The following is a 22,582-nucleotide window of genomic DNA, read 5'->3' as shown; positions in this document are numbered from 1 at the left end:
TAAGCCCTTGGCATACAAAGTGCAATCCGGCCGATATCACGCCGCCTTGGCGACGTGATATTCCTTGATCGCGACCATCTTGATCGCCGGAAAACGCTCGGACTCATAGCGGAGCGAGAAGGCGTCCTGCGCGAGAAACACCGGATCGCCATCCAGATCGCGGGCGATATCGCCGCGCTTGACGTTGAGGAACTTGTCCATTTCCGCCGGCTGATCGGAGGAAATCCAGCGGCAGACGGAAAAGCGCGACATTTCGAAGGAGACCGGCAGGCCATATTCGCCCATCAGGCGCTCCTTCAACACGTCGAGCTGCAGCGCGCCGACGACACCGACGATGGCCGGCGAGCCGTCTTCCGGCGAAAAGAGCTGCACGACGCCTTCTTCCGCCATCTGCTGCAGGGCTTCCTTCAGCTTCTTCGCCTTCATGGCGTCTTCCAGACGCACGCGGCGGAGAATTTCCGGCGAGAAATTCGGCACGCCTTGGAAGACGAGGTTTTCACCCTCGGTCAGCGTATCGCCGATGCGCAGCGTGCCGTGGTTCGGGATGCCCACCACGTCACCCGCAAAGGCCGTATCGGCCAGTTGGCGCTGCGAGGCGAAGAAGAACTGCGGCGCAGTGAGGCCCATCTGTTTGCCGGTGCGAGCAAGCCGCGCCTTCATGCCGCGCTCCAGCTTGCCGGAGCAGATGCGGGCAAAAGCGATGCGGTCACGATGGTTCGGGTCCATATTGGCCTGAATCTTGAAGACGAAGGCCGTCATTTTTTCTTCAGCCGCATGTACGGTGCGGGTATCGGCCACCTGATCGCGCGGCGGCGGCGCGAAATCGCCAAGCGCATTGATGAGGTCGCGTACACCGAAATTGCGCAGCGCCGAACCGAAGAATACCGGCGTCATATGACCTTCGAGAAATGCCTGACGATCGAAAGGACGGCAGGCTTCCAGCGCAAGCTCCGTTTCCTCGACGAAAAGATGGCGTTCATTTTCCGGCAGGCGATCGGCAACCGCCTGCGGACCGTTAACCGGCATGGCTTCCACCTGCGTATCGACGCCACGGAAGGTGCTGTCGGCGAGATTATAGGCGCCGCAGAAGGTCTTTGCCCGACCGACCGGCCAGGTGATCGGCGCGGTATCGAGCGCGAGCTTCTCTTCCACCTCATCCAGAATCTCGAAGGGGTCGCGGCTTTCGCGGTCCATCTTGTTGATGAAGGTGATGATCGGAATATCGCGCATGCGGCAGACTTCGAAGAGCTTCAGCGTGCGCGGCTCGATACCCTTGGCGGCGTCGATGACCATGATCGCCGCATCCACCGCCGTCAGCGTGCGGTAGGTGTCGTCGGCAAAGTCTTCGTGGCCGGGCGTATCGAGAATGTTGAAGACACGGTCGTTATATTCGAAGGTCATGACCGAGGTAACGACCGAAATGCCGCGCTCGCGCTCGATCTTCATCCAGTCCGAACGGGTCTGGATGCGGTCCTTCTTCGCCTTCACCTCACCGGCAAGCTGGATCGCTCCGCCGAACAGCAGCAGTTTTTCGGTAAGCGTGGTCTTACCCGCGTCCGGGTGCGCGATAATAGCAAAGGTGCGGCGGCGGGAGACCGCCTCGGCAAGTGTTTCGGCCATCTGACAAATCCTGTGGAATTGCGGGCTATCTAGCGTTTCAGGCCCGCATTTGCAATTGACCTTGCCGCGATCTCGGCAAACTAATGCCGCATGACCCTTCAAAACGACAATCGCCCCCCTCTCCGGCTCGTCCGCCTCGCCAATGGCGCTGACCTCGAATTGCCGTCTTACGAAACCCGTGGCGCCGCCGGCATGGACCTGCGCGCTGCCGTACCTTCCGGTGAACCGCTGACCCTGCAACCGGGCGAACGCACCCTGATCCCGACCGGTTTCATCTTCGAGGTTCCGCAGGGATACGAGGCGCAAATCCGCCCCCGCTCCGGCCTCGCCATCAAGAACGGCATCACCTGCCTCAACTCTCCCGGCACGGTGGACAGCGATTATCGCGGCGAGGTGAAAGTCATCCTCGCCAATCTTGGCCAGGACGTTTTTGTCATCGAGCGCGGCATGCGCATTGCACAGATGGTGATTGCGCCGGTAACCCAGGTTGTTGTGAGCGAGGTGACGGAAACTTCCGAGACGGCGCGGGGCGCCGGCGGTTTCGGCTCCACCGGGGTTTAGCGACACCACTGGGACAGACGCGCGGACTGATTGTCTTTACCGGGCAATTTCGTTATGGATTTAGCGGATTTTTCGGGAAACACGATCATGACGCTGACGACACTTTTCGCCTATGCCACCGCCCTCTTCATCGCCGCTGCCATTCCCGGCCCCGGCATGACGGCGATCGTGGCACGGGCGCTGGGTTCGGGCTTTCGCGAAACCTTCTTCATGGGTCTCGGACTGGTGCTGGGCGACATGATTTACCTGACCGCTGTGATCTTGGGCTTGGCCTTCGTCGCGCAGACCTTTCAGGAAGCCTTCATGGTTCTGAAATTCGCGGGCGCGGCCTATCTCCTTTATATTGCCTGGAAGCTTTGGACCGCCGGTCTGCTGCCACAGGAGCTGAAGGCCAAGAAAAGCACCAGCATGCCCATGTCCTTCCTGTCCGGCCTGCTGATCACGCTCGGCAACCCGAAAACCATGCTGTTTTATGTGGCGCTGGTGCCGACGCTGATCGATATCCGCATGATCGGTCCTTCGGAATATGCGACACTTCTCGCCATCACCTTCGTCGTGCTGATGGCGGTTCTCCTGCCTTACATCCTGCTTGCAGCCAAGGCACGTAACCTCCTGAAAAGGCCGAGCGCCTTGACAATCCTCAACCGCACGGCGGCGGGTATTCTGGCCGGAACCGCCACCATGATCGCGATCCGCAGCACGTAAAACAAATTCGTGCATTTATGCGATTTATCGTGAAATTATTCCTGCAATTTAGGGATATTAGGACGAACGTTCGCTAGCTTGCGAAAGCTATTGCTCCTATTCTGCCGCTCAAATCTTGCGGTCTTTACACAGGAGAGCATCATGCCCGAAGCCAGAAAGCCCGGACGCGGACGCGTCTATTCCTCGATTACGGAAACAATCGGCGACACGCCGATCGTGCGGCTCGACAAGCTGGCGAAGGAGAAGGGCGTGAAGGCCAACCTTCTCGCCAAACTCGAATTTTTCAATCCCATCGCTTCCGTGAAGGACCGCATCGGCGTCGCCATGATCGAAGCTCTGGAAGCGCAGGGCAAGATCACCCCCGGCAAAACCACGCTGGTGGAGCCGACCTCCGGCAACACGGGCATCGCGCTTGCCTTCGCCGCCGCCGCGAAGGGCTACAAGTTAATCCTGACCATGCCTGAAACCATGTCGGTTGAGCGCCGGAAAATGCTGGCCCTGCTCGGCGCCGAACTGGTGTTGACCGAAGGCCCCAAGGGCATGAAGGGCGCCATCGCCAAGGCGCAGGAACTGGCCGAGACCCTGCCTGACGCCATCATTCCGCAGCAGTTCGAAAATCCCGCCAATCCCGATATTCACCGCAAGACGACGGCTGAAGAAATCTGGAACGACACCGAAGGCACGGTCGATATTCTCGTCTCGGGTATCGGCACCGGCGGCACCATCACCGGCACGGGTCAAGTGCTGAAATCCCGCAAGCCCGAGGTGAAGGTCATTGCGGTCGAACCTGCCGACAGCCCGGTTCTTTCGGGCGGCAACCCCGGCCCGCACAAGATTCAGGGCATCGGCGCCGGTTTTGCACCCGCCATCCTCGACACCGGCATTTATGACGAGATCGTCACCGTGACCAATGACGAGGCTTTCGAAACCGCACGTCTGGCGGCAAGGCTGGAAGGCGTGCCGGTCGGCATCTCCTCGGGTGCGGCGCTGGCGGCGGCAATCAAGGTCGGCGCGCGGGAAGAAAATGCCGGCAAGAACATCGTCGTCATCATTCCTTCCTTCGCGGAACGCTACCTTTCGACAGCGCTTTTCGAAGGCCTTGGACTTTAAGCCAAACTTTCAAGCGCGGTACGATCGCGCGCGAGATTAGCGAATATTCTTATGTGCCGCCGGCTCCGCTGGCGGCACAGTGTTTTTTCAGGGAAGGCACAAAAGGCGACCTTCTGGAGCATCTCCGGCTTAAACGGAATCGTTAGACGTGCTCTACTTCTTTGTTTTTACACACTTTCCTGACAAAAACCGCTTCGTTCTTTTACTGCAAATGCTCTAGGCAGCCGCCGTCAGCCTTTCGCCAGCGATACGATAGGACACGGCTTCCGCCACATGGATACGGCCGACCGTCTGTTTTCCATCCAGATCCGCCAGGGTGCGGGCAACCTTGAGAATGCGATGATAACCGCGCGCGGAGAACTTCAGCCGCTCGGCCGCATCGCGCAGCAATTGCAGTCCGGATGCATCCGGCTCGGCATATTTTTCTATCAGGGTCGTCGTGCAGCGGGCATTGGTGCGAATGGCGGCAAATCCCGCCGCCGCGTAACGTTCCTGCTGCGTAAGGCGTGCCCGGGCGACACGAGCGGCGACCGCGGCACTCGGCTCGGACGCGACGGGACGGATGAGATCGGCAGCAGAGACGGCGGGAACGTCGATGCGGATATCGATACGATCCAGCAGCGGGCCGGAAATGCGGGCCTGATAATCCGTCACACAACGCGGGCCTCGGGCGCAGGTGAAACCCGGCTCTCCCGCCATGCCGCAGCGGCAGGGGTTCATCGCCGCAACGAGCTGGATTTCCGCCGGATAGCTGACGCGATGATTGGCCCGCGCAATGATGCATTCGCCCGTTTCCAGCGGCTGGCGCAGCGCATCTAGCACCTGCGGCGAAAATTCCGGGAACTCATCCAGAAAAAGAACGCCGTGATGGGCGAGCGAAGCCTCACCCGGCTTGGCGCGAAGCCCCCCGCCGATCAGCGCCGCCATGGTGGCGGAGTGGTGCGGGGTGCGGAATGGCCTGCGGTCCGAAAGCTTGCCGCCGGACAATTGGCCGGCGATGGAATGGACCATGGACACTTCCAGCAATTCCGCCGCCTCCAGCGGCGGCAGGATGGAAGGCAGGCGGGCTGCGAGCATGGATTTGCCGGAGCCGGGTGGACCGACCATAAGCAGGTTGTGTCCGCCGGCGGCTGCCACCTCCAGCGCGCGCCGGGCGCTCTCCTGCCCTTTTATATCCGCTAAATCCGGCAGATTGACCGGGTTGGCGCGGATGGCGGGCGTCGGGCGCGAGAGAAGCTGGGTGCCGCGAAAATGATTGGCCAGCGCAATCAGGCTGCGCGGGGCGAGAATATCGATACCGGCGCCGGCCCAGGCCGCTTCCGGCCCGCTTTCAGCCGGGCAGATCAGCCCCTTGCCAAGCGCATTGGCACCGATCGCCGCCGGCAGGGCGCCCGAAACCATACCGATGGTGCCATCGAGATTGAGTTCGCCGAGAACCACATAACGTGCCAGCATTTCCGCCGGTATCGCGCCCAAAGCGGCCATGAGGCCAAGCGCAATGGGAAGATCGAAATGCGATCCTTCCTTGGGCAGATCGGCAGGCGCGAGATTGACGGTGACTTTTTTTGCCGGCAGCGTCAGACCGGAGGCATGCAGGGCGGCCTGCACCCGCTCGCGGCTTTCGGCCACCGCCTTATCGGGCAGGCCGACAATCTGGATGCCCACCTTTCCCGGCGCGACCATGACCTGCACCTCGACGGGCACACCCTCTATGCCCTGAAATGCAACCGTATTGACCCTTGCCACCATGGCCTGCCCCCGCAAACCGGCCGCGTCACCAGAGCTTCATGCCCTATCACGGCCACCCGCAAGCAACGTGCCACAGGGCAAAGAATAAAACAAGAACATCCAGCGAACAATTTCTCGCTGACGATGTATTTTAGTTGTGTCTAGTTGTACTCGCGGAACAAAGCTGGACCGGCGAAAGCTCGCCTCAGAAATCCTGGGCTTCGCGCTTTTTCTCGATCGCATCCCACAACAGGCTTGCGACATCGGCACCGCCGAATTTCCGCACTTCGCGAATGCCGGTCGGCGAGGTGACGTTGATTTCCGTCATATAGTCGCCAATCACATCGATGCCGACGAAAAGAAAACCGCGCTCGCGCAAGGCAGGGCCGATGCGGCAGCAGATTTCCTTCTCGCGTGCCGTCAGTTCCGTCGGTTCCGGCCGTCCGCCGGCATGCATGTTGGAGCGGGCGTCGTTTTCCGCCGGCACGCGGTTGATTGCGCCAACCGGCTCGCCATCCACCAGGAGGATACGCTTGTCGCCCTTGCGGACGTCAGGCAGATATTGCTGGGCGATATAAGGCTCGCGGAACATCTGGCCGAACATCTCCAGCAGAGAAGAGAAATTGCGGTCGTCGCGCGCGGAATGGAAGACGCCGGCGCCACCATTGCCATAAAGCGGCTTGAGGATGATATCGCCCATTTCATTGCGGAAGCGGGCGATTTCCTCCACGTCCTTGGTGATCAGCGTCTTCGGCATCAGATCGGCGAATTCGGTGACGAAAATCTTTTCCGGCGAATTGCGCACCCAGGCGGGATCGTTGACCACCAGCGTTTTCGGATGAATGCGTTCCAGCAGATGGGTCGAGGTGATGTAAGCCATGTCGAATGGCGGATCCTGACGCAGATGGATGACATCCATGGTCGACAGATCGACGCGCTCCGGTTCGGACAGCGAGAAATGGTCGCCCTTGATGTCGCGCAGTTCCATCTGCTCGACGGTGGCGTAAATCTTGCCATCGCGCATGGAAAGGCGCTCAGGCGTATAATGGAACAGCCGATATCCGCGCGCCTGCGCCTCAAGGCTCATGGCGAAGGTGGAGTCGCCGGCGATATTGATGCCGGAGACATGATCCATCTGGATCGCGACGTTCTTGATCTTCGCCATGCGCATGTTCCTCTTGCAGCATACGGACGCTTTGTCGGCCCGCGGTGCCCATTGCCTCGCCTTTTCAAGCTTCCCTGCAGGACCGGTAGAAACCCGGAAATGCTTCAGAAAACCCTGAAGATGTAGGGCAGCGACCATTCAAAGGCAACTGCTGCAAGCGGTGGTTTGTGTGAGTTTTATTGAACCTTCACAATTCCGTCGGCGAAGCCGTGCAGGCCCCGCCGACTGGAATGTTTTATGGGTTCAGGCCGCCAGCTTATAGGAACGGCCGGCAAACAGCTTGTTCTTGACGCGATAGGCAAAAGCCAGCGCCTTGGGGAACGGACGGCGCATGAATGCAACCTTGCGGACATAGTCATCCACCCGCCAGGTGGCCCATGTTCCCGCAGGGAAATAAGCGACATCGCCGACCCGCAGGATACTGATGGAACCGTCTTCCGCGGTCACATGCACTTCGCCTTCGAGAATATAGACGGTTTCATCCCAGCCGAAGAACCAGCGGAACTCACCCGCCGTGCAATCCCACATGGCGGTGCTGGAGGCACGGTCGCCGCTTCTGGAATGATCCGCCGCGCGCGCCTGGGGGTTGCCGGAAATGATCCATTCCGGATTGATAGGGGCCGGCTGAAGCCGCAAATCGGTACAGGATGCGCTGACGACGGCCTCGTCTTTTGACCGGCGCAAATAGGCCGGCAATATCGGCACGGTCCGGACCGCCATGGTTGCTGCGGCAGCGAACATCATTTTGAAGGACATATTAGAAAACCCCCGTGAAATATTGGAGGTCTTCTATCATCGGGATCGTAACGAAGCGGTTTTGACAATCGGCGCAATTTTAGTCATCGCGCCGATTTCTGCGAAGCACTCAGACTGTCGCCATTTGCGCGGGCTGCGCCGCCAGCTGCTCCGCTTTGCCGGCGATGCGCTTGCCGGTTTCGCTGGAGAAGAAATGCAGTTTTTCCGGCGCGATCGTGACGGAAAGCGCAGACGGAACCTCGACATCCGGCGGGAAAGCAACTGTCAGGTTCTGGTCGCCGATCATGCCGTGGATAAGTCGCTGCGACCCCAGCTCCTCGATATAATCGACCCGAAGCGGGAAGCCCTGCTCACCTGCCGCAGCGAGGCGGAAATCTTCCGCCCGCATGCCCACCGTTACGGGGCCGGAGGCAGGTGCGAAGCCGTTGAGCGCAAAGAGCGACGGACCGATGGCGAGGCTATCGCCATGCAACTCGGCGTTCAGCAGGTTCATGGCGGGAGAGCCGATGAAACTCGCAACGAAGGTCGAAGCAGGCGTGTGATAGACATCGAGCGGCGCGCCGATCTGTTCGATACGGCCGCCATTCAACACCACAAGACGATCGGCGAGCGTCATGGCCTCCAGCTGATCGTGGGTGACGTAGATCGAGGTGGTGCCGAGGCGCTTTTGCAGGCGCTTGATCTCGCCGCGCATGGAAACGCGCAGCTTGGCATCGAGATTGGACAGAGGCTCGTCGAAGAGGAAGGCCGCCGGTTTGCGCACGATGGCGCGACCCATGGCGACACGCTGCCGCTGGCCGCCGGAAAGGGCGCGCGGCTTGCGGTCCAGGTAGGGTTCGAGCTGCAGCATACGCGCGGCTTCGGCCACACGCGCATCGATCTCCGTCTTCGCCGTCTTGCGGTTCTTCAACCCGTATTCCAGGTTCTGGCGCACCGACATATGCGGGTAAAGCGCGTAGTTCTGAAACACCATGGCGATATCCCGGTCAGCCGGATCAGCCTGATTGACCACCCGGTCACCGATCTTCACTGTGCCTTCGGAAATATCCTCAAGCCCTGCTACCATGCGCAGAAGCGTGGATTTGCCGCATCCGGAGGGGCCGACCAGAACGATGAACTCACCGTCCCTGATGTCGATATCGACGTGGTGCACGGCGCGCACGCCGCCATGATAATCCTTGCAGACCTGACTGATTTCTATCGCGGCCATTTCGGTCTCCTTATTTATCGCTTTCGGTCAGGCCCTTGATGAACCAGCGCTGGAAAATGACGACGATCAGCACCGGCGGCAGCATAGCCAGCACGGCGAGCGCGAAAGCTTCGTTGTAATCGGGAATTTGCGAACCGACCCAGACCTGCAGGATCGACTTAATGCCGCGCATCAGGGTGAAGAAGCCCTCATCCGTCGTCATCAGCATGGGCCAGAGATACTGGTTCCAGCCGTAAACGAACATGATGATGAAGATCGCCGCCATCATGGTGCGGGACAGCGGGATGAGAACGTCGATGAAGAATTTCACCGGCCCTGCGCCGTCAATGCGGGCAGCCTCCAGCAACTCCTCCGGCACGGATTTGAAGAACTGCCGGAAATAGAAGGTGCCCGTCGCCGAAGCGAGAAGCGGCACGATGAGGCCGGTATAGGAGTTCAGAAGGCCAAGTTTGCTCATCACCTCGTAGGAGGGCATGATGCGCACTTCGAGCGGCAGAAGCAGCGTCGTGAAAATGATCCAGAAGGCGAGCGTTGCGAACCGGAAGCGGAAATAGACGATCGCATAGGCCGCCGTCATTGACAGGACGATCTTGCCGACGGCAAAACCGATGCCGAGGATCAGCGAATTCAGCACCATGTTGAGACCCGTGATCTGCCCGGTGAAGCCGCCCTTCTGGGTCAGGACCTTTTCATAAGTCTCGATGAAATTGTCGCCGGGAACCATCGTCAAACCGCTGCGGTGGATTTCCGCAGCGGTGTGGGTGGAGGTCATGAAGGCCACGATGACCGGCAAGATCAGGAACAGCGCGCCGATGATCAGCACCAGATGATCGAGGGGTTTTGTCTTGTACATGGTCTTTTCCCTCAATTGTAGTGGATGCGCTTTTCGATGAAGCGGAACTGAATGATGGTGAGAACAAAGACGACCAGCATCAGAATGACGGACTGGGCCGAAGAGCCACCGATGTCATTGCCGCGGAAACCATCCAGAAACACCTTGTAGACCAGCGTGATCGGATTGTTGGCCGCCTTGTCCTTCACCATCACGTCGATGACGCCGAATGTGTCGAAGAGCGCATAGGTGATGTTGATGATGAGCAGGAAGAAGGCCGTGGGCGCCAGAAGCGGCATGATCACCGTCCAGAACCGGCGAAAGCCCGAGCAGCAGTCGATGGCGGCAGCTTCCCGCACGGAGACCGGAACGCCCTGAAGACCGGAGAGGAAGAAGATGAAATTGTAAGGGATCTGCTTCCAGACCGCGACGACGATCATGGCGAAGGCCGTATCGAAATAATTGAGGCCGACCTTCATGTCCCAGCCGAGGAATGCGGCCATCTTGACGAAGGGGCCGATATGCTGGTCGAAAAACATCATTCCGATGAGACCGGCGACCGGCGGCGCGATGGCATAGACGGAAATCAATAGCGTCTTGTATGTCGAGCTGCCGCGAATGACCGCATCCGCCTTGACGGCGAGCAGCAGGCCGAGCGCCAGAGAAAAGAAGGTGACCAGCACGGTGAAGACAACCGTGAATTTGGCGATGCTGAGATATTCGGGACTGAAGATCGCATCCGAATAATTGGCAAGTCCGACGAAGGAAGCGCCGAAACCGAACGGGTCTTCGATATAGAAGGACGAATGTATGGCCTGAACCGATGGCCAGTAGAAGAAGATGAAAATCACCGCAAGCTGCGGCGCCAGAAACAGGTAAGGTACGTAGGACGAGGAGAACTGCACGCGTTTCATGCCGGCGTCGGCAGGTTTGGCGGGCTTTCCAGCCTTTGCGGACCAGCCGGACAAAAACCGGCGCGGTTGAGACGATGTATAGGCCACGCTTGCGCTTCCTTATCCGAGAGCGAGCCTCCCTTCCGTGGGAAAGGAGGCTCGGCAATGGTCATTGGTTTCGAAACAGACGATCAGCCGGCCGTCTTGGCGAAACGGGCGAGCAGGTCGTTGCCTTCCTTCTCGATGATCTCGAAAGCAGCCTTCGGCGTAACTTCGCCGGAGAAGATGCGGTTATATTCACGTTCCATGACGGCGCGGATCTGCGGGTAGAAGCCGAGGCGGTAGCCCTTGGACCATTCGCCGCCCGGCAGCGAGAGCTGCTGGATACCGACTTCCGCGACCGGCTTTTCCTTGTAGAAGCCTTCAGCCTTGGCCTTTTCGTAAGCCGCCTTGGTGATGGCGACGTAACCGGTTGCCTTGTGGTAGAAGACCTGGATTTCCGGCGAGGTCAGGAACTGGAAGAAGTCGGCCACGCACTTGTTTTCGGCTTCAGACTTGCCCGACATTGCAAAGAGCGCAGCGCCGCCGATGAAGGAGTTGGTGCCGGCACCCTTGATGGAGCCCCAGTAGGGAAGGAAGGTTGCCGAGAACGGCATGGTCGCCGTCTTCTGCAGGCCGCCGAAGGAGCCCGAAGAACCGATCCAGAACGCGACCTTGCCTTCTTCGAAGGGCTTCTGGTTGTCGTTCCAGCCGGCGCCGTAATAGGCGAACAGGCCCTTGTCCTTCCAGTCCTTCAGCTTGTCGAACATCATGACGAGGTTCGGGTCGGTGACCTTGAGCTTGGTGTCGGCAACGCTGTCATAACCGTTATTGTTGGTGGCGAACTGGATGTTGTTGCGGGAGAAGAAGTTCTCCGTGAACTGCCAGGTGAGCTGCGACTGAACGAGCGGAATGTAGCCGGCTTCCTTCAGCTTCGGCGCAACCTGCTCGAACTCTTCCCAGGTCTTCGGGGCTTCGACGCCGGCCTTCTTCAGGGCTTCGTCGTTGACGTACATGATGGGGGCGGAGGAGTTGAACGGCATGCCGACAAACTTGCCGTCAGCGGCAGCATAGAAATAACGCACGCCGTTGATGAAGGCTTCGCGGTCGAACTTGTAACCGGCCTTGTTGATGAGGTCTTCGGCGGGAATGACGGCGCCCTTGGCGTTGATGATGGTGGCGGCGCCAGCATCGAAAACCTGGAGGATGTTCGGCTGTTCGCCAGAGCGGAAAGCAGCAATGCCGCTGGCCAGCGCTTCTTCGTAAGAGCCCTTGGAAACCGGCGTCAGAGCGCATTCTTTCTGGGCTTCGTTGAACTTCTGGGCGACTTCGTTGATGACTTCGCCATTTCGGCCGCCCATGCCGTGCCACCAGGTGATGTTGGTAGCAGCCATGGAAGATGTCGCCGAAATGCTGACGGCCACTGCGGCCATGGAAATCTTCTTCAACATTACTAAATCCTCTCCACCATTTATTGGGATGAGGATGCGAATAGAGACGTTCCATGACGCCTCTTTGACAGTTCCATGTCAGATTTATTACAGCGGCTGACGAAAATCTCAGTCGGTCATGCGCTTTATGGGCCGAGCGGGATTTCCCACCACCGTCACGCCTGGCGGCACATTGCGCGTCACGACTGAACCGGCGCCGACAATCGCTCCGTCGCCGATGGTGATGCCAGCCAGAAGGATCGCTCCGCCGCCGATCCAGACATCACGGCCGATCGTGACGGGCTTTGCGATTTCAATGCCTTGCGCTCGCGGCACCGGGTCCAGATGGTGTTCCGCACAATAGATCTGCACCGCAGGCCCGAGCATCGCGCCGTCGCCTATCGTAACCTTCGCGGAATCGAGAATGGTGCAGCCGGCATTGAGATAGACATTTTTGCCCAGCGTGATGTTGAAGCCGTAAGCGCAATGAAACGGCGCTTCGATAAATGCCCCTTCACCAACAGAAGCGAACAGAGCCCGCAGCAAGGGGGCCATTGCCCCGCGCTCATCCGGCGGCATCGTATTGTGCTGGTGGACGGCCCCTCGTGCCCGCCAGCGCAATATATCCAGCTCAGCATCCATGCAGCTGTACCATTCGCCCGCGGCCATTTTTTCCCGCTCCGTGGACATTGTTTCCCTCCCCCTTAAAAGGCGTCGATAAAATGCTGCGGCAGGCGTCGCGGCAGGACCGCGACAATATCGAAACGCAGCGAAAACCGCGCGGCATCCTTGCGACGGGCGAGCCATAGATCGGCCGCCGCCCGAATGCGTTGCTGCGAATGGAAACCGACGGCATCCACGGCACCTTCACCGGACGTTCGCGCCTTGACCTCGACGATGGCGACGAGGTCCTTCTTGCGGGCGATGAGATCGATTTCCCCTAGCCGGGTGCGATAACGAATGGCGAGGATGCGATATCCCTTCAGCAGCAGATAAAGTGCCGCCCAATATTCCGCGGCATGGCCGCGTCGCTCGGCCTTGCGCCTTTTATTGCTTCGCCCGTCAGCGGCCATCCGTTTCCTTCATATCCAGCAGCCTTTGATAAAGCTCCTTGCGCGGCAGGCCCGTCAGCTTCGCCGCTTCGCCTGCCGCCTTGGCGGCGGGCATGGTGGCGACGAGATCCTTCAGCAGCTTCTCGACATCCTCGATATCGGGAATCTCGTCATAGGAAGGCGGCTCCACCAGAAGAACGATCTCGCCCTTCACCACGCGGTCGCCATCGTAATAATCCGCAAGCTCGTCCAGCGTGCCGCGCCGGAACTCCTCGAAGGTCTTGGTCAGCTCGCGGCAGACCACGGCGCGGCGGTCGCGGCCGAGCACTTCGGCCGCGACCTTGACGGAAGCGCCGATGCGATGCGGCGATTCAAAGAAGATCAATGTGGCCGGGATTTTTGCGAGTTCGGCAAAACGGTCGCGCTTGCCGCGATCCTTTACCGGCAGGAAGCCTGCAAACAGGAAAGCATCGCTCGGCATTCCCGAACCCACGAGGGCGGCGAGCGGCGCTGATGCCCCCGGCACCGGCACGACACGATGCCCGGCCTCAAGCGCGAGTTGGCCGAGGCGGTAACCGGGATCGGAAACGAGCGGCGTTCCGGCATCCGAGACCAGCGCCACGGATTTTCCCGCCTCAAGCGCCGCAATGAGCTTCGGCCCCGCTTCGTTTGCATTGTGCTCATGATAAGAGAGCGGGCGGGTGCGGATGCCGTAACGTTCGAGCAGGATGCGGGTGACGCGGGTATCCTCGCAGGCGAGAACATCGGCAGAGGCCAGCGTTTCCAGCGCGCGGATGGTGATATCGCCAAGATTGCCGATGGGCGTGGCCACGAGATAAAGCGCCGGCTCCAGCGGCCGCGCCGGAATGGTGGCCGTGCCGATCCTGAAACTCTTTGTCGCATCTCTCAAGTCGCTGTTCGATATTTCTTCCGTCACACGGCTTCCAATCATTCTGGCCGATTATTCGCGGCCGCTGGTTTCCTCTCTTTATGGGCAATAGAAAACCGGCGAACAAGGTCCACGGACGCCCCCAGCCTGTGGATCATGCTGTATAGCAGCAAAATGACCCGTGGCAGATGCACTCGGCTCTTGCATTTCCTGCAATAACTCTGCCATTTTGCCCGTCCACATTATCCGGCTTTCTGGCCGGTGAAGACTCTTCTTGCCGATCCGGCGGTGGCCGGTTCGCAACGGTTGAAAGCGGTAGCGTCCATGCGTATTACTCTTGAGCGGTCGAACCTTCTGAAATCGCTGAACCACGTCCACCGGGTCGTCGAGCGTCGCAACACGATCCCGATCCTGTCCAACGTCCTGCTGCGCGCCTCCGGCGCCAATCTGGACATGAAGGCGACCGACCTCGATCTCGAAATCACCGAAGCGACACCGGCCATGGTGGAGCAGGCAGGCGCCACCACGGTGCCGGCGCATCTGCTTTATGAAATCGTGCGCAAGCTGCCGGACGGGTCCGAAGTGCTTCTGGCCACCAATCCGGACGGCTCCTCGATGACGGTTGCCTCCGGCCGTTCAAAATTCTCGCTGCAATGCCTTCCGGAAACGGATTTCCCTGATCTGACCGCCGGCACCTTCAGCCACACCTTCAAACTGAAGGCTACCGACCTGAAGATGCTGATCGACCGGACGCAATTTGCGATCTCGACCGAAGAAACACGTTATTACCTGAACGGTATTTTCTTCCATACCATCGAAAGCAATGGCGACCTGAAGCTGCGCGCCGTCGCGACCGATGGCCACCGCCTGGCGCGCGCCGATGTGGATGCGCCTTCCGGTTCCGAAGGCATGCCGGGCATCATCATTCCGCGCAAGACCGTCGGCGAGTTGCAGAAGCTGATGGACAACCCTGAGCTGGAAGTCACGGTCGAAGTCTCGGATGCGAAAATCCGCCTGACCATCGGTTCGGTCGTTCTGACCTCGAAGCTGATCGACGGCACATTCCCGGATTATCAGCGCGTGATCCCGACCGGCAACGACAAGGAAATGCGGGTCGATTGCCAGACCTTCGCGCAGGCTGTCGACCGCGTCTCGACCATTTCTTCCGAGCGCGGCCGCGCCGTGAAGCTCGCGCTCACCAACGGCCAGCTGACGCTGACCGTCAACAACCCGGACTCGGGAAGTGCTACGGAAGAAGTGGCTGTCGGTTACGACAATGATTCGATGGAAATCGGCTTCAACGCCAAATACCTCCTCGACATCACCTCGCAGCTTTCCGGCGACGACGCGATTTTCCTGCTGGCCGACGCCGGTTCGCCGACGCTCGTTCGCGACACCGCCGGCGACGATGCGCTTTATGTTCTGATGCCGATGCGCGTTTGAAACGGGAATTTTCCGCAAATTTCATCAAAAAAGCCGGTGGAACACTTCACCGGCTTTTTTGATTCGGCGAAGGCGCATTTCAAACCGTAAGCGAATTTTTCCAGTTACGACATTTTGCCTTGTTTTTGCGCCAAATGGGATCAACATTGCGTAACAGTTTTTTGACAATGACCAAAAGCATCTGAGGGAACTATGGCACTTAACCTGAAGCAACGGCTTGAACAGAAATTTGAAGAAGAAATCCGCTTTTTCAAGGGCATGGTCAGCCAGCCGAAAAAAGTCGGGGCCATTGTGCCGACATCGTCCATCACGGCGAAAAAAATGGCGAGTGTCATCAATCCCCATTCCGGCCTGCCGGTTCTCGAACTCGGTCCCGGCACCGGCGTCATCACCAAGGCCATTCTGGCGCGCGGCATCAAGCCGGAGAACCTGACCGCCATCGAATATTCGACCGATTTCTACAATCAGCTGCTCAGGAGCTATCCGGGCGTCAATTTCGTCAATGGCGACGCCTTCGATCTCGATGCGACGCTTGGCGAACACAAGGGCCAGATGTTCGATAGCGTCGTCTCCGCCGTGCCGATGCTGAATTTCCCCATGGCCGCCCGTATCAAGCTTCTCGACGAATTGCTGAAGCGCGTGCCCCATGGCCGCCCCGTCGTGCAGATATCCTACGGTCCGATTTCCCCCATCGTCGCCCAGCCGCATCTCTACCACATCCGCCATTTCGATTTCATCGTGCGCAATATTCCGCCGGCGCAATTGTGGACCTATACGCGGGCCTGATATTCGACAGAGTGCCGGAACCCGTCATTTCCCGGTCGTGACGAATGGTTAGGGTGTCGATTTGCCCTTTCCATCGCCCTTGAGGACCGATTGCCATGCATGCGCTCTACATCACCCACCCCCAGGTCAAGATCGATCCGGCTGTTCCCGTTCCCGAATGGGGGCTTTCGGACAGGGGTGCCGAGCGGACGCGCGAGGCAAGCCGCCTGCCCTGGGCGCGGTCATTGCGCCGCATCGTTTCCAGCGCCGAGACCAAGGCGATCGAAACCGCCCGCATCCTGGCTGAAACCTCCGGGGCGGAAATGGATATCGTCGAGGCGATGCATGAAAACGACCGGTCCGCCACCGGCTTCCTGCCGCCGCCGGAATTCGAAAAAGCGGCGGACTGGTTCTTCGCCCATCCCGAGGAAAGCTTTCACGGCTGGGAGCGTGCAATCGACGCGCAGGTGCGGATCGTCGGGGCGGTCAAAGCGGTTCTTGACCAGCACGACCCGCAGCAGCCGATTGCCTTTGTCGGCCATGGTGGCGTGGGTACGCTTCTGAAATGCCATATCGAAGGCCGCGGCATCAGTCGCAGCAAGGACCAGCCGCCCGGCGGCGGCAATCTCTTTCGCTTCCCCATCGCCGACTTTTCACTTGCAGCCGCGTCCCCCACATGCGACTGGACGGCAATGGAAACATGGCAGGGATAAGACAATGACCGCGCGCGAAAAACTCATCGTCGGGCTGGATGTTCCGACTGTGCAGCAGGCCGAAGACATCGTGTCGAAGATCGGCGACGAGGTTCTGTTCTACAAGATCGGTTATCAGTTGGTCTTTGCCGGCGGTCTCGAATTTGCGCGCGACCTTGTCCAGAGCGGCAAGAAGGTCTTTCTCGACATGAAGCTGCTCGATATCGACAACACCGTCGCCTCCGGTGTCGAAAACATCGCCCGCATGGGCATGTCGATGCTGACGCTGCATGCCTACCCCAAAGCGATGCGCGCTGCCGTCAAGGCCGCCGAAGGCTCCGGTCTCTGCCTGCTGGGCGTCACCGTGCTGACCTCGATGGACGACGTCGATCTCGCCGAGGCGGGTTATGCCTCTGACGCCCGTTCGCTGGTGCTGCGCCGGGCGGAGCAGGCACGCGAGGCGGGCATGGGCGGCATCGTCTGTTCGGCGGAAGAATCGACCGCCGTGCGCGAAATCCTCGGCCCGGACCTTGCCGTCGTCACCCCCGGCATTCGCCCGGCCGGCGCGGATCTCGGCGATCAGAAGCGGGTGATGACACCCTACGACGCCATCAAGGCCGGATCGAGCCATCTGGTCGTCGCCCGCCCGATCGTCAGGGCGGAAGACCCGAAAGCGGCGGCCCGCGCCATTCTTGACGACATGCTGCGCGCCAGCTTTCCGGCCAATCAGTAACGACAATCGGAGGAGATGAAATGGCAAAGGGATATTGGATCGCCCGCGTCGATGTGCGCGATAGTGAGCGTTACAAGGACTATGTCACGACGGCTAAGCCCGCTTTCGAGCGGTTCGGCGCCAATTTCCTGGCCCGTGGCGGCGCGCTGACCGAGCTGGAGGGCAAGGCGCGTGCGCGCAATGTCGTTATCGAGTTCCCGTCGGTGCAGCACGCCATCGACTGCTATAATTCTCCCGAATATCAGGCCGCGGCCAAAATCCGCCAGGAAGTCGCGGATGCGGAGATGATGATCGTCGAAGGAATTTGACGACCGTCAACCGCATTTCCCAAACCGGCTTCCGGCCTCGCGACAACATCTCTTCACGCGCGCGCGGCTTTGGGCTAAGAGACTGAAAAACGCTTTATCGACAGCTTCTGAGGAGCCTCCCATGACCTTGGCCAACCTTCCACCCCTCGTCACCGTTTTCGGCGGTTCGGGTTTTGTCGGGCGGCATGTCGTGCGGATACTTGCGAAGCGCGGTTATCGCATCCGCGTCGCCGTGCGCCGCCCGGATCTCGCCGGTTTCCTGCAGCCGCTCGGCAATGTCGGCCAGATTTCCTTCGCCCAAGCGAACCTGCGTTATCGCGATTCCATCGTCAAAGCCGTGGAAGACGCCGACCATGTGGTCAATTGCGTCGGCATCCTGACCGAAAGCGGCCGCAACACCTTTGACGCCGTACAGGAATTCGGCGCAAAAGCCATTGCCGAGGCGGCCCGCGATGCCGGCGCCACGCTGACGCATATCTCCGCCATCGGCGCCGATGCCAGTTCGCCGACCGGTTATGGCCGCACCAAGGGCCGCGCCGAGACTGCCATTCATTCCATCCTGCCTGGCGCCGTGATCCTGCGCCCGTCGATCATTTTTGGACCGGAAGACGATTTCTTCAACAAGTGCGCAAAGATGGCCCGCAGCATGCCGTTCCTGCCGCTGATCGGCGGCGGAAAAACCAGGTTCCAGCCGGTCTATGTCGAGGATGTCGCGGAAGCTGTCGCCCTTGGCGTCGATGGCAAGCTGAAGCCCGGCGCGATCTATGAACTCGGCGGTCAGGATGTCATGACGTTCCGTGACTGTCTCGAGGCGGTTCTTGCCGCGACCTATCGGGAGCGTCCCTTCGTCAACCTGCCCTTCGGCGTCGCGTCGATGATTGGCAAGATCGCTTCAATGGTGCCGCTGATTACGCCGCCGCTGACGCCCGATCAGGTGACCATGCTGAAAAAGGACAATGTCGTTTCCACTGACGCCGAAAAGAACGGCCTGACGCTGGAAGGCATCGGCATCACCCCCGTTCGCGTCGCATCCATTCTGCCTTCCTACATGGTGCAATATCGCCCTCACGGCCAGTTCTCCAATGCCGGAAAAGCGGCCTGAAGCCCACCTTCAGCCTCATCGACCATAAACGAAAGCGGGAGCCATTCCCGCTTTTTGTTTTTGCGCAATTCAATTGCAACCAAACCGCTATTCGTGCATTTTCCCCTCAACTGCAGGGGAGGTATTGAATGAACCAGGGCTGTTTTGCAAAGCCGGGTAAAAGTTAACGTCGGTCTGGCCTCCACAGGCAAGCGTGGCACAAGCGCAACTGTGGAAAAGACTTCGTATTAACCCGGTATTCAACAAGCTGCTTTATTGATATTCGCCACATTCCAAACATATCCCGACCACTCAATTCACACACGGCGGCATGATCCGCGCGAACGAACGTCTGAAAGGCAATCATAAAATGGGCAGATCTATCGCACTCTTTTTTGCGTGTGCGGCTTTGGTGGTTCTGGCGGGTTCTTTCATGGCGCCGGGAACGGTTGCAGCGGGTAAGAGCGGTTGCGCTCCCGCCTATGGCGTCGACCCCTGCGCAACGGCCTCGATCAGCACCAACTGATCGGCCTTTAAAAGTTTCAAAGAAAAAGCGCCGCCGGCTCTCCGGGGGCGCTTTTCTTTTTCTGTTCGCTCGTCGCGGACGGAGATTATTCCCGCCCCTGGTTCAACCCAGAACCAGAAGTGCGATCAGTCCCAGCGAACCGATGGCGATGCGCCACCAGGCGAAGGGTGCAAAGCCCCGCCGCGATACGAAATCCAGCAGGGAGCGAACGACGAAGAGGCCCGAGACAAAAGCGGCGATGAAACCCACGGCGATCAGCGCGCCGTCATCGAAGCTCAGCGCATCGCGGTTCTTGTAAAGATCGAGCGTGAAAGCGCCAAGCATGGTCGGCATCGCCAGGAAGAACGAAAATTCAGCGGCGGAGCGCTTGTCCGTTCCCATCAGCAGCGACCCGACGATTGTAGCGCCGGACCGCGACGTGCCGGGAATCATCGCAAGGCACTGGAAGAGGCCGATCTTGAAGGCGAGCGACGGCGGATAATCCATGATGTCGGTATATTTCGGTTTCAGCGGCATGCGGTCGACGCCGAGCAGAATGACGCCGCCGATGATCAGCACCACGCAGATGAGCATCGGCGTTTCAAATAGCACGGTCTTGATGAAGTCATGCGCCAAAGCGCCGATTATCGCCGCCGGCAGGAAAGCGAGAGCAACGGCCAGCACGAAGCGGCGCGCTTTCGCGCTTGTCGGCAGAGCGAGCGCAATCGACACAAGCTTTTGAAAATAAACAAGAAGGATCGCAAGGATCGCACCAAGCTGAATAAGAACGGCAAAGGTGTTGCCGGGTGATTTAAAGCCGAGGAAATGCCCGGCCAGCAGCACGTGCGCCGTTGAGGAGACGGGAATGAACTCCGTCAGACCCTCGATAATGCCCAGCAGAAGCGCGCTGATGATCGATTGGTCACCCATGAGGTATCCTTCTTTTCAGGGGGAAAGTGGCAATGGAAGGCAATTGCGTTAAACTTGTTTTAAAGTAGCCAAGCTCTTATAGCGTCTTGATGAAGCGAAACTGAAAAAGTTTTTCGGCAAATGCCGATCATGACAACCAATCGTAAAAATTGAGTACCGATGCCAACTCTCTATCACTCTCCGATGTCGACCGCATCCCGGTTCGTTCGTCTGATCCTCGCGGAATACGGGTTCCAGACCGATCTCGTGGAAGAGCAGCCGTGGGAAAGACGGCGGGAGTTTCTGGCGCTCAATCCGGCCGGCACCCTGCCGGTCTATCTGGACGACAATATGCGCTCGCTGAGCGGGCCTTATGTGCTTGCGGAATTTCTCGATGAAACGCACGGGGTTCTGAAGCGCGACCGTCGGCTTCTTGCCGAAGACCCGTTTCAGCGCGCGGAAATTCGCCGCCTGACGGAATGGTTTCTGCAGAAGATGGAAAACGATGTGACCCGGCCGCTGGTGCGGGAACGGATCTATAAATTACAGATGACGGCGGCGCAGGGTGGCGGACCGCCGGATTCCAAGCTGCTGCGCACCGCCCGCAACAATATTCGCCAGCACATCAAATATCTGGAATGGCTGGCCGGCTCGCGCACCTGGCTGGCCGGCGACCGGTTGAGCTATGCCGATCTTGCCGCGGCTGCCGCGGTCTCGGTGCTGGATTATCTCGGTGAGATCAACTGGCTCGAAGCGCCGATTGCCAAGGAATGGTATCAGCGGGTGAAATCCCGGCCTTCCTTCCGGCCGTTCCTCAGCGAACGCATTCCGCGCCTTGCCCCTTCCTCCCACTACGCCGATCTGGACTTCTGAGGTCTGCCCTTCCGGTTATTTGCTGTGGCCTGCGGCTGTATCTAAAGCATGTCGTTGTCCCGAAACCGCTGCACACTTTCGGGCGACATGCATTATATATGCCGCAGAATAACCCGCAGGAGAGACGACCATCGACGTCGCGAGCGAAAAGCAGCGAATACGCGCGCGTAAACTGACGGACTTCGTTCGTCAGGAAGCGCTTTCGCTTGGCTTTGATCTCTGCCGCATCACTGCCCCAGACAGCATTCCGCTCGCGCCGGAACGGCTGAGACAGTTTCTCGACAATGGCTATCACGGCACGATGGCGTGGATGGAGGAAACCGAGGCCCGCCGGGCAGAGCCGAAAACGCTGTGGGGAGACGTGCGCTCTATCGTCATGTTCGGGCTGAACTACGGTCCGGAAGAAGATCCGCGCGGCCTGCTTTCCAAACCCGATAAGGCGGCCGTTTCGGTCTATGCCCGCAATCGCGATTATCACGACGTCATCAAGGGGCGGCTGAAGGAAATCGCTACCCGTTTTGCCGCGCGCGCCGGCGAGGATGTGAAAGTCTTTGTCGATACCGCACCCGTAATGGAAAAACCGCTTGCCGCCGCCGCCGGTCTCGGCTGGCAGGGCAAGCACACCAATCTCGTCAGCCGCACCCATGGTTCCTGGCTGTTTCTCGGCAGCATGTTCACCACGGCCGAACTCTGTCTTGACGAGGCCGAGAGGGACCATTGCGGCTCCTGCCGCGCCTGTCTCGATGCCTGTCCGACGGCCGCTTTCCCCGCGCCCTATCAATTGGACGCGCGCCGCTGCATTTCCTATCTCACCATCGAGCACAAGGGGCCGATCCCGCACGAATTCCGGCCGGTTATCGGCAATCGCATCTATGGCTGCGACGACTGCCTTGCCGCCTGTCCGTGGAACAAATTCGCAGCCAGCGCCTCCGAGATGAAATTGCAGGCGCGCGAGGATCTGAAGGAACCTTCCATCGCCTTCCTGCTCACGCTCGATGACGCCGCCTTTCGCGGTTTCTTCAGCGGCTCGCCCGTCAAGCGCATCGGCCGCAATCGCTTCATCCGCAATGTGCTGATCGCGGCGGGAAACTCCGCCGACCGGCAATTCGTGGAACGATGCAAGGCGCTTGCCGAAACCGACCCTTCGCCCGAAGTACGCGGCATGGCCGCATGGGCTTTGTCACGGCTTATGGACAGGGACGAATTCCGTACATACTCTGCCGGTCGCGCGCCGGAGCCTGATCCGGAGGCGGAAATGGAATGGCAACTGGCAGAGGCGTGAC

Annotated in this window: 22 protein-coding genes and 2 pseudogenes; 11 read left to right on the top strand and 13 right to left on the bottom strand. The window is 59.5% G+C overall.

The window, feature by feature from the left end:
• Positions 1 to 36: 36 nt before the first annotated feature.
• Positions 37 to 1,620: a peptide chain release factor 3 gene (locus CFBP4996_RS14495; protein ID WP_003520100.1), complete on the bottom strand. Its 1,584-nt coding sequence runs from the start codon at positions 1,618 to 1,620 to the stop codon at positions 37 to 39.
• A gap of 90 nt (positions 1,621 to 1,710) precedes the next feature.
• Here CFBP4996_RS14495 and dut point away from each other — a divergent pair, with 90 nt between their 5' ends.
• The 3 genes from dut to cysK all read left to right on the top strand — a co-directional run bounded on the left by dut (position 1,711) and on the right by cysK (position 3,996).
• Positions 1,711 to 2,181, top strand: a complete 471-nt coding sequence (gene dut, locus CFBP4996_RS14490; RefSeq protein WP_080852762.1) for a dUTP diphosphatase — start codon at positions 1,711 to 1,713, stop codon at positions 2,179 to 2,181.
• 87 nt (positions 2,182 to 2,268) lie between these two features.
• The gene (locus tag CFBP4996_RS14485; protein ID WP_003520102.1) at positions 2,269 to 2,886 is read left to right on the top strand and encodes a LysE family translocator; all 618 of its coding nucleotides are present in this window, start codon (positions 2,269 to 2,271) and stop codon (positions 2,884 to 2,886) included.
• A 141-nt stretch (positions 2,887 to 3,027) separates the two neighbouring features.
• Positions 3,028 to 3,996, top strand: coding sequence for a cysteine synthase A (gene cysK / locus CFBP4996_RS14480; protein ID WP_003520103.1), 969 nt, complete (start codon positions 3,028 to 3,030; stop codon positions 3,994 to 3,996).
• Positions 3,997 to 4,212: 216 nt separating this feature from the next.
• On the opposite strand, the gene CFBP4996_RS14475 is transcribed toward cysK, so the two are convergent.
• From CFBP4996_RS14475 to rsmI, 11 genes and pseudogenes are all read right to left on the bottom strand, one after another.
• The gene (locus CFBP4996_RS14475) at positions 4,213 to 5,745 is read right to left on the bottom strand and encodes a YifB family Mg chelatase-like AAA ATPase (RefSeq protein WP_080852763.1); all 1,533 of its coding nucleotides are present in this window, start codon (positions 5,743 to 5,745) and stop codon (positions 4,213 to 4,215) included.
• 184 nt (positions 5,746 to 5,929) lie between these two features.
• Positions 5,930 to 6,889: a glutathione synthase gene (gene gshB, locus CFBP4996_RS14470; RefSeq protein ID WP_080853263.1), complete on the bottom strand. Its 960-nt coding sequence runs from the start codon at positions 6,887 to 6,889 to the stop codon at positions 5,930 to 5,932.
• 243 nt (positions 6,890 to 7,132) lie between these two features.
• Complete coding sequence (locus tag CFBP4996_RS14465) at positions 7,133 to 7,645, bottom strand: cupin domain-containing protein (protein WP_035264088.1); 513 nt, start codon at positions 7,643 to 7,645, stop codon at positions 7,133 to 7,135.
• Between the two features lie 109 nt (positions 7,646 to 7,754).
• Positions 7,755 to 8,855 carry a sn-glycerol-3-phosphate import ATP-binding protein UgpC gene (locus tag CFBP4996_RS14460; RefSeq protein ID WP_080852764.1) on the bottom strand — a complete coding sequence of 367 codons (1,101 nt, stop codon included), beginning with the start codon at positions 8,853 to 8,855 and terminating at the stop codon, positions 7,755 to 7,757.
• Between the two features lie 10 nt (positions 8,856 to 8,865).
• Complete coding sequence (gene ugpE / locus CFBP4996_RS14455) at positions 8,866 to 9,708, bottom strand: sn-glycerol-3-phosphate ABC transporter permease UgpE (protein WP_003520108.1); 843 nt, start codon at positions 9,706 to 9,708, stop codon at positions 8,866 to 8,868.
• An 11-nt stretch (positions 9,709 to 9,719) separates the two neighbouring features.
• Positions 9,720 to 10,688: an ABC transporter permease subunit gene (locus CFBP4996_RS14450; RefSeq protein WP_170988557.1), complete on the bottom strand. Its 969-nt coding sequence runs from the start codon at positions 10,686 to 10,688 to the stop codon at positions 9,720 to 9,722.
• Between the two features lie 83 nt (positions 10,689 to 10,771).
• The gene (locus CFBP4996_RS14445) at positions 10,772 to 12,070 is read right to left on the bottom strand and encodes an extracellular solute-binding protein (RefSeq protein ID WP_080852766.1); all 1,299 of its coding nucleotides are present in this window, start codon (positions 12,068 to 12,070) and stop codon (positions 10,772 to 10,774) included.
• 120 nt (positions 12,071 to 12,190) lie between these two features.
• Positions 12,191 to 12,355 (bottom strand): annotated as a pseudogene (locus CFBP4996_RS29545) (DapH/DapD/GlmU-related protein); the annotation flags it as partial.
• A gap of 270 nt (positions 12,356 to 12,625) precedes the next feature.
• A pseudogene (locus tag CFBP4996_RS29540) lies at positions 12,626 to 12,691 on the bottom strand (sugar O-acetyltransferase); the annotation flags it as partial.
• A gap of 62 nt (positions 12,692 to 12,753) precedes the next feature.
• The gene (locus tag CFBP4996_RS14435; protein WP_080852768.1) at positions 12,754 to 13,122 is read right to left on the bottom strand and encodes a YraN family protein; all 369 of its coding nucleotides are present in this window, start codon (positions 13,120 to 13,122) and stop codon (positions 12,754 to 12,756) included.
• Positions 13,112 to 14,053 carry a 16S rRNA (cytidine(1402)-2'-O)-methyltransferase gene (gene rsmI, locus CFBP4996_RS14430; protein ID WP_080852769.1) on the bottom strand — a complete coding sequence of 314 codons (942 nt, stop codon included), beginning with the start codon at positions 14,051 to 14,053 and terminating at the stop codon, positions 13,112 to 13,114. Before rsmI ends, CFBP4996_RS14435 begins: the two co-directional genes overlap by 11 nt.
• 261 nt (positions 14,054 to 14,314) lie before the next feature.
• Here rsmI and dnaN point away from each other — a divergent pair, with 261 nt between their 5' ends.
• The 6 genes from dnaN (at position 14,315) to CFBP4996_RS14400 (ending at position 19,033) form a co-directional block, all read left to right on the top strand.
• A complete protein-coding gene (gene dnaN / locus CFBP4996_RS14425; protein ID WP_031233744.1) occupies positions 14,315 to 15,433 on the top strand; it encodes a DNA polymerase III subunit beta in 1,119 nt (372 codons plus the stop codon).
• 192 nt (positions 15,434 to 15,625) lie between these two features.
• A complete protein-coding gene (gene pmtA / locus CFBP4996_RS14420; protein WP_003520115.1) occupies positions 15,626 to 16,219 on the top strand; it encodes a phospholipid N-methyltransferase PmtA in 594 nt (197 codons plus the stop codon).
• Between the two features lie 95 nt (positions 16,220 to 16,314).
• Entirely contained in the window at positions 16,315 to 16,911 is a 597-nt protein-coding gene (locus CFBP4996_RS14415; RefSeq protein WP_080852770.1) for a histidine phosphatase family protein, read from the top strand.
• Between the two features lie 4 nt (positions 16,912 to 16,915).
• Positions 16,916 to 17,623, top strand: coding sequence for an orotidine-5'-phosphate decarboxylase (gene pyrF, locus CFBP4996_RS14410; RefSeq protein ID WP_003503850.1), 708 nt, complete (start codon positions 16,916 to 16,918; stop codon positions 17,621 to 17,623).
• A gap of 20 nt (positions 17,624 to 17,643) precedes the next feature.
• Positions 17,644 to 17,931, top strand: coding sequence for a DUF1330 domain-containing protein (locus CFBP4996_RS14405; protein ID WP_003520118.1), 288 nt, complete (start codon positions 17,644 to 17,646; stop codon positions 17,929 to 17,931).
• A gap of 121 nt (positions 17,932 to 18,052) precedes the next feature.
• Complete coding sequence (locus tag CFBP4996_RS14400; RefSeq protein WP_080852771.1) at positions 18,053 to 19,033, top strand: complex I NDUFA9 subunit family protein; 981 nt, start codon at positions 18,053 to 18,055, stop codon at positions 19,031 to 19,033.
• Between the two features lie 607 nt (positions 19,034 to 19,640).
• Here CFBP4996_RS14400 and CFBP4996_RS14395 read toward each other — a convergent pair.
• Entirely contained in the window at positions 19,641 to 20,447 is an 807-nt protein-coding gene (locus tag CFBP4996_RS14395; protein ID WP_080852772.1) for an undecaprenyl-diphosphate phosphatase, read from the bottom strand.
• Positions 20,448 to 20,606: 159 nt separating this feature from the next.
• Here CFBP4996_RS14395 and CFBP4996_RS14390 point away from each other — a divergent pair, with 159 nt between their 5' ends.
• Together CFBP4996_RS14390 and queG are read left to right on the top strand one after the other, a co-directional pair.
• Positions 20,607 to 21,299: a glutathione S-transferase family protein gene (locus CFBP4996_RS14390; protein WP_080852773.1), complete on the top strand. Its 693-nt coding sequence runs from the start codon at positions 20,607 to 20,609 to the stop codon at positions 21,297 to 21,299.
• Between the two features lie 130 nt (positions 21,300 to 21,429).
• The gene (gene queG, locus CFBP4996_RS14385; RefSeq protein ID WP_080852774.1) at positions 21,430 to 22,581 is read left to right on the top strand and encodes a tRNA epoxyqueuosine(34) reductase QueG; all 1,152 of its coding nucleotides are present in this window, start codon (positions 21,430 to 21,432) and stop codon (positions 22,579 to 22,581) included.
• Position 22,582: the final 1 nt, after the last annotated feature.

This window comes from Agrobacterium leguminum (assembly GCF_005144435.2).
Lineage (GTDB): Bacteria > Pseudomonadota > Alphaproteobacteria > Rhizobiales > Rhizobiaceae > Agrobacterium > Agrobacterium leguminum.
The sequence above is the reverse complement of the archived record's forward strand: the minus strand, read 5'-3'. Positions and strand labels throughout refer to the sequence as shown.

Bases quoted from the DNA above. Each gene is read 5' to 3' on its own strand.
- gshB (WP_080853263.1), bottom strand. From the start codon at position 6,889: ATGGCGAAGATCAAGAACGTCGCGATCCAGATGGATCATGTCTCCGGC.
- CFBP4996_RS14485 (WP_003520102.1), top strand. From the start codon at position 2,269: ATGACGCTGACGACACTTTTCGCCTATGCCACCGCCCTCTTCATCGCC.
- pmtA (WP_003520115.1), top strand. From the start codon at position 15,626: ATGGCACTTAACCTGAAGCAACGGCTTGAACAGAAATTTGAAGAAGAA.
- CFBP4996_RS14495 (WP_003520100.1), bottom strand. From the start codon at position 1,620: ATGGCCGAAACACTTGCCGAGGCGGTCTCCCGCCGCCGCACCTTTGCT.
- CFBP4996_RS14415 (WP_080852770.1), top strand. From the start codon at position 16,315: ATGCATGCGCTCTACATCACCCACCCCCAGGTCAAGATCGATCCGGCT.
- CFBP4996_RS14435 (WP_080852768.1), bottom strand. From the start codon at position 13,122: ATGGCCGCTGACGGGCGAAGCAATAAAAGGCGCAAGGCCGAGCGACGC.
- CFBP4996_RS14460 (WP_080852764.1), bottom strand. From the start codon at position 8,855: ATGGCCGCGATAGAAATCAGTCAGGTCTGCAAGGATTATCATGGCGGC.
- CFBP4996_RS14465 (WP_035264088.1), bottom strand. From the start codon at position 7,645: ATGTCCTTCAAAATGATGTTCGCTGCCGCAGCAACCATGGCGGTCCGG.
- CFBP4996_RS14475 (WP_080852763.1), bottom strand. From the start codon at position 5,745: ATGGTGGCAAGGGTCAATACGGTTGCATTTCAGGGCATAGAGGGTGTG.
- rsmI (WP_080852769.1), bottom strand. From the start codon at position 14,053: ATGATTGGAAGCCGTGTGACGGAAGAAATATCGAACAGCGACTTGAGA.
- dut (WP_080852762.1), top strand. From the start codon at position 1,711: ATGACCCTTCAAAACGACAATCGCCCCCCTCTCCGGCTCGTCCGCCTC.
- CFBP4996_RS14445 (WP_080852766.1), bottom strand. From the start codon at position 12,070: ATGTTGAAGAAGATTTCCATGGCCGCAGTGGCCGTCAGCATTTCGGCG.
- ugpE (WP_003520108.1), bottom strand. From the start codon at position 9,708: ATGTACAAGACAAAACCCCTCGATCATCTGGTGCTGATCATCGGCGCG.
- cysK (WP_003520103.1), top strand. From the start codon at position 3,028: ATGCCCGAAGCCAGAAAGCCCGGACGCGGACGCGTCTATTCCTCGATT.
- dnaN (WP_031233744.1), top strand. From the start codon at position 14,315: ATGCGTATTACTCTTGAGCGGTCGAACCTTCTGAAATCGCTGAACCAC.
- CFBP4996_RS14395 (WP_080852772.1), bottom strand. From the start codon at position 20,447: ATGGGTGACCAATCGATCATCAGCGCGCTTCTGCTGGGCATTATCGAG.
- CFBP4996_RS14400 (WP_080852771.1), top strand. From the start codon at position 18,053: ATGACCTTGGCCAACCTTCCACCCCTCGTCACCGTTTTCGGCGGTTCG.
- CFBP4996_RS14405 (WP_003520118.1), top strand. From the start codon at position 17,644: ATGGCAAAGGGATATTGGATCGCCCGCGTCGATGTGCGCGATAGTGAG.
- pyrF (WP_003503850.1), top strand. From the start codon at position 16,916: ATGACCGCGCGCGAAAAACTCATCGTCGGGCTGGATGTTCCGACTGTG.
- CFBP4996_RS14390 (WP_080852773.1), top strand. From the start codon at position 20,607: ATGCCAACTCTCTATCACTCTCCGATGTCGACCGCATCCCGGTTCGTT.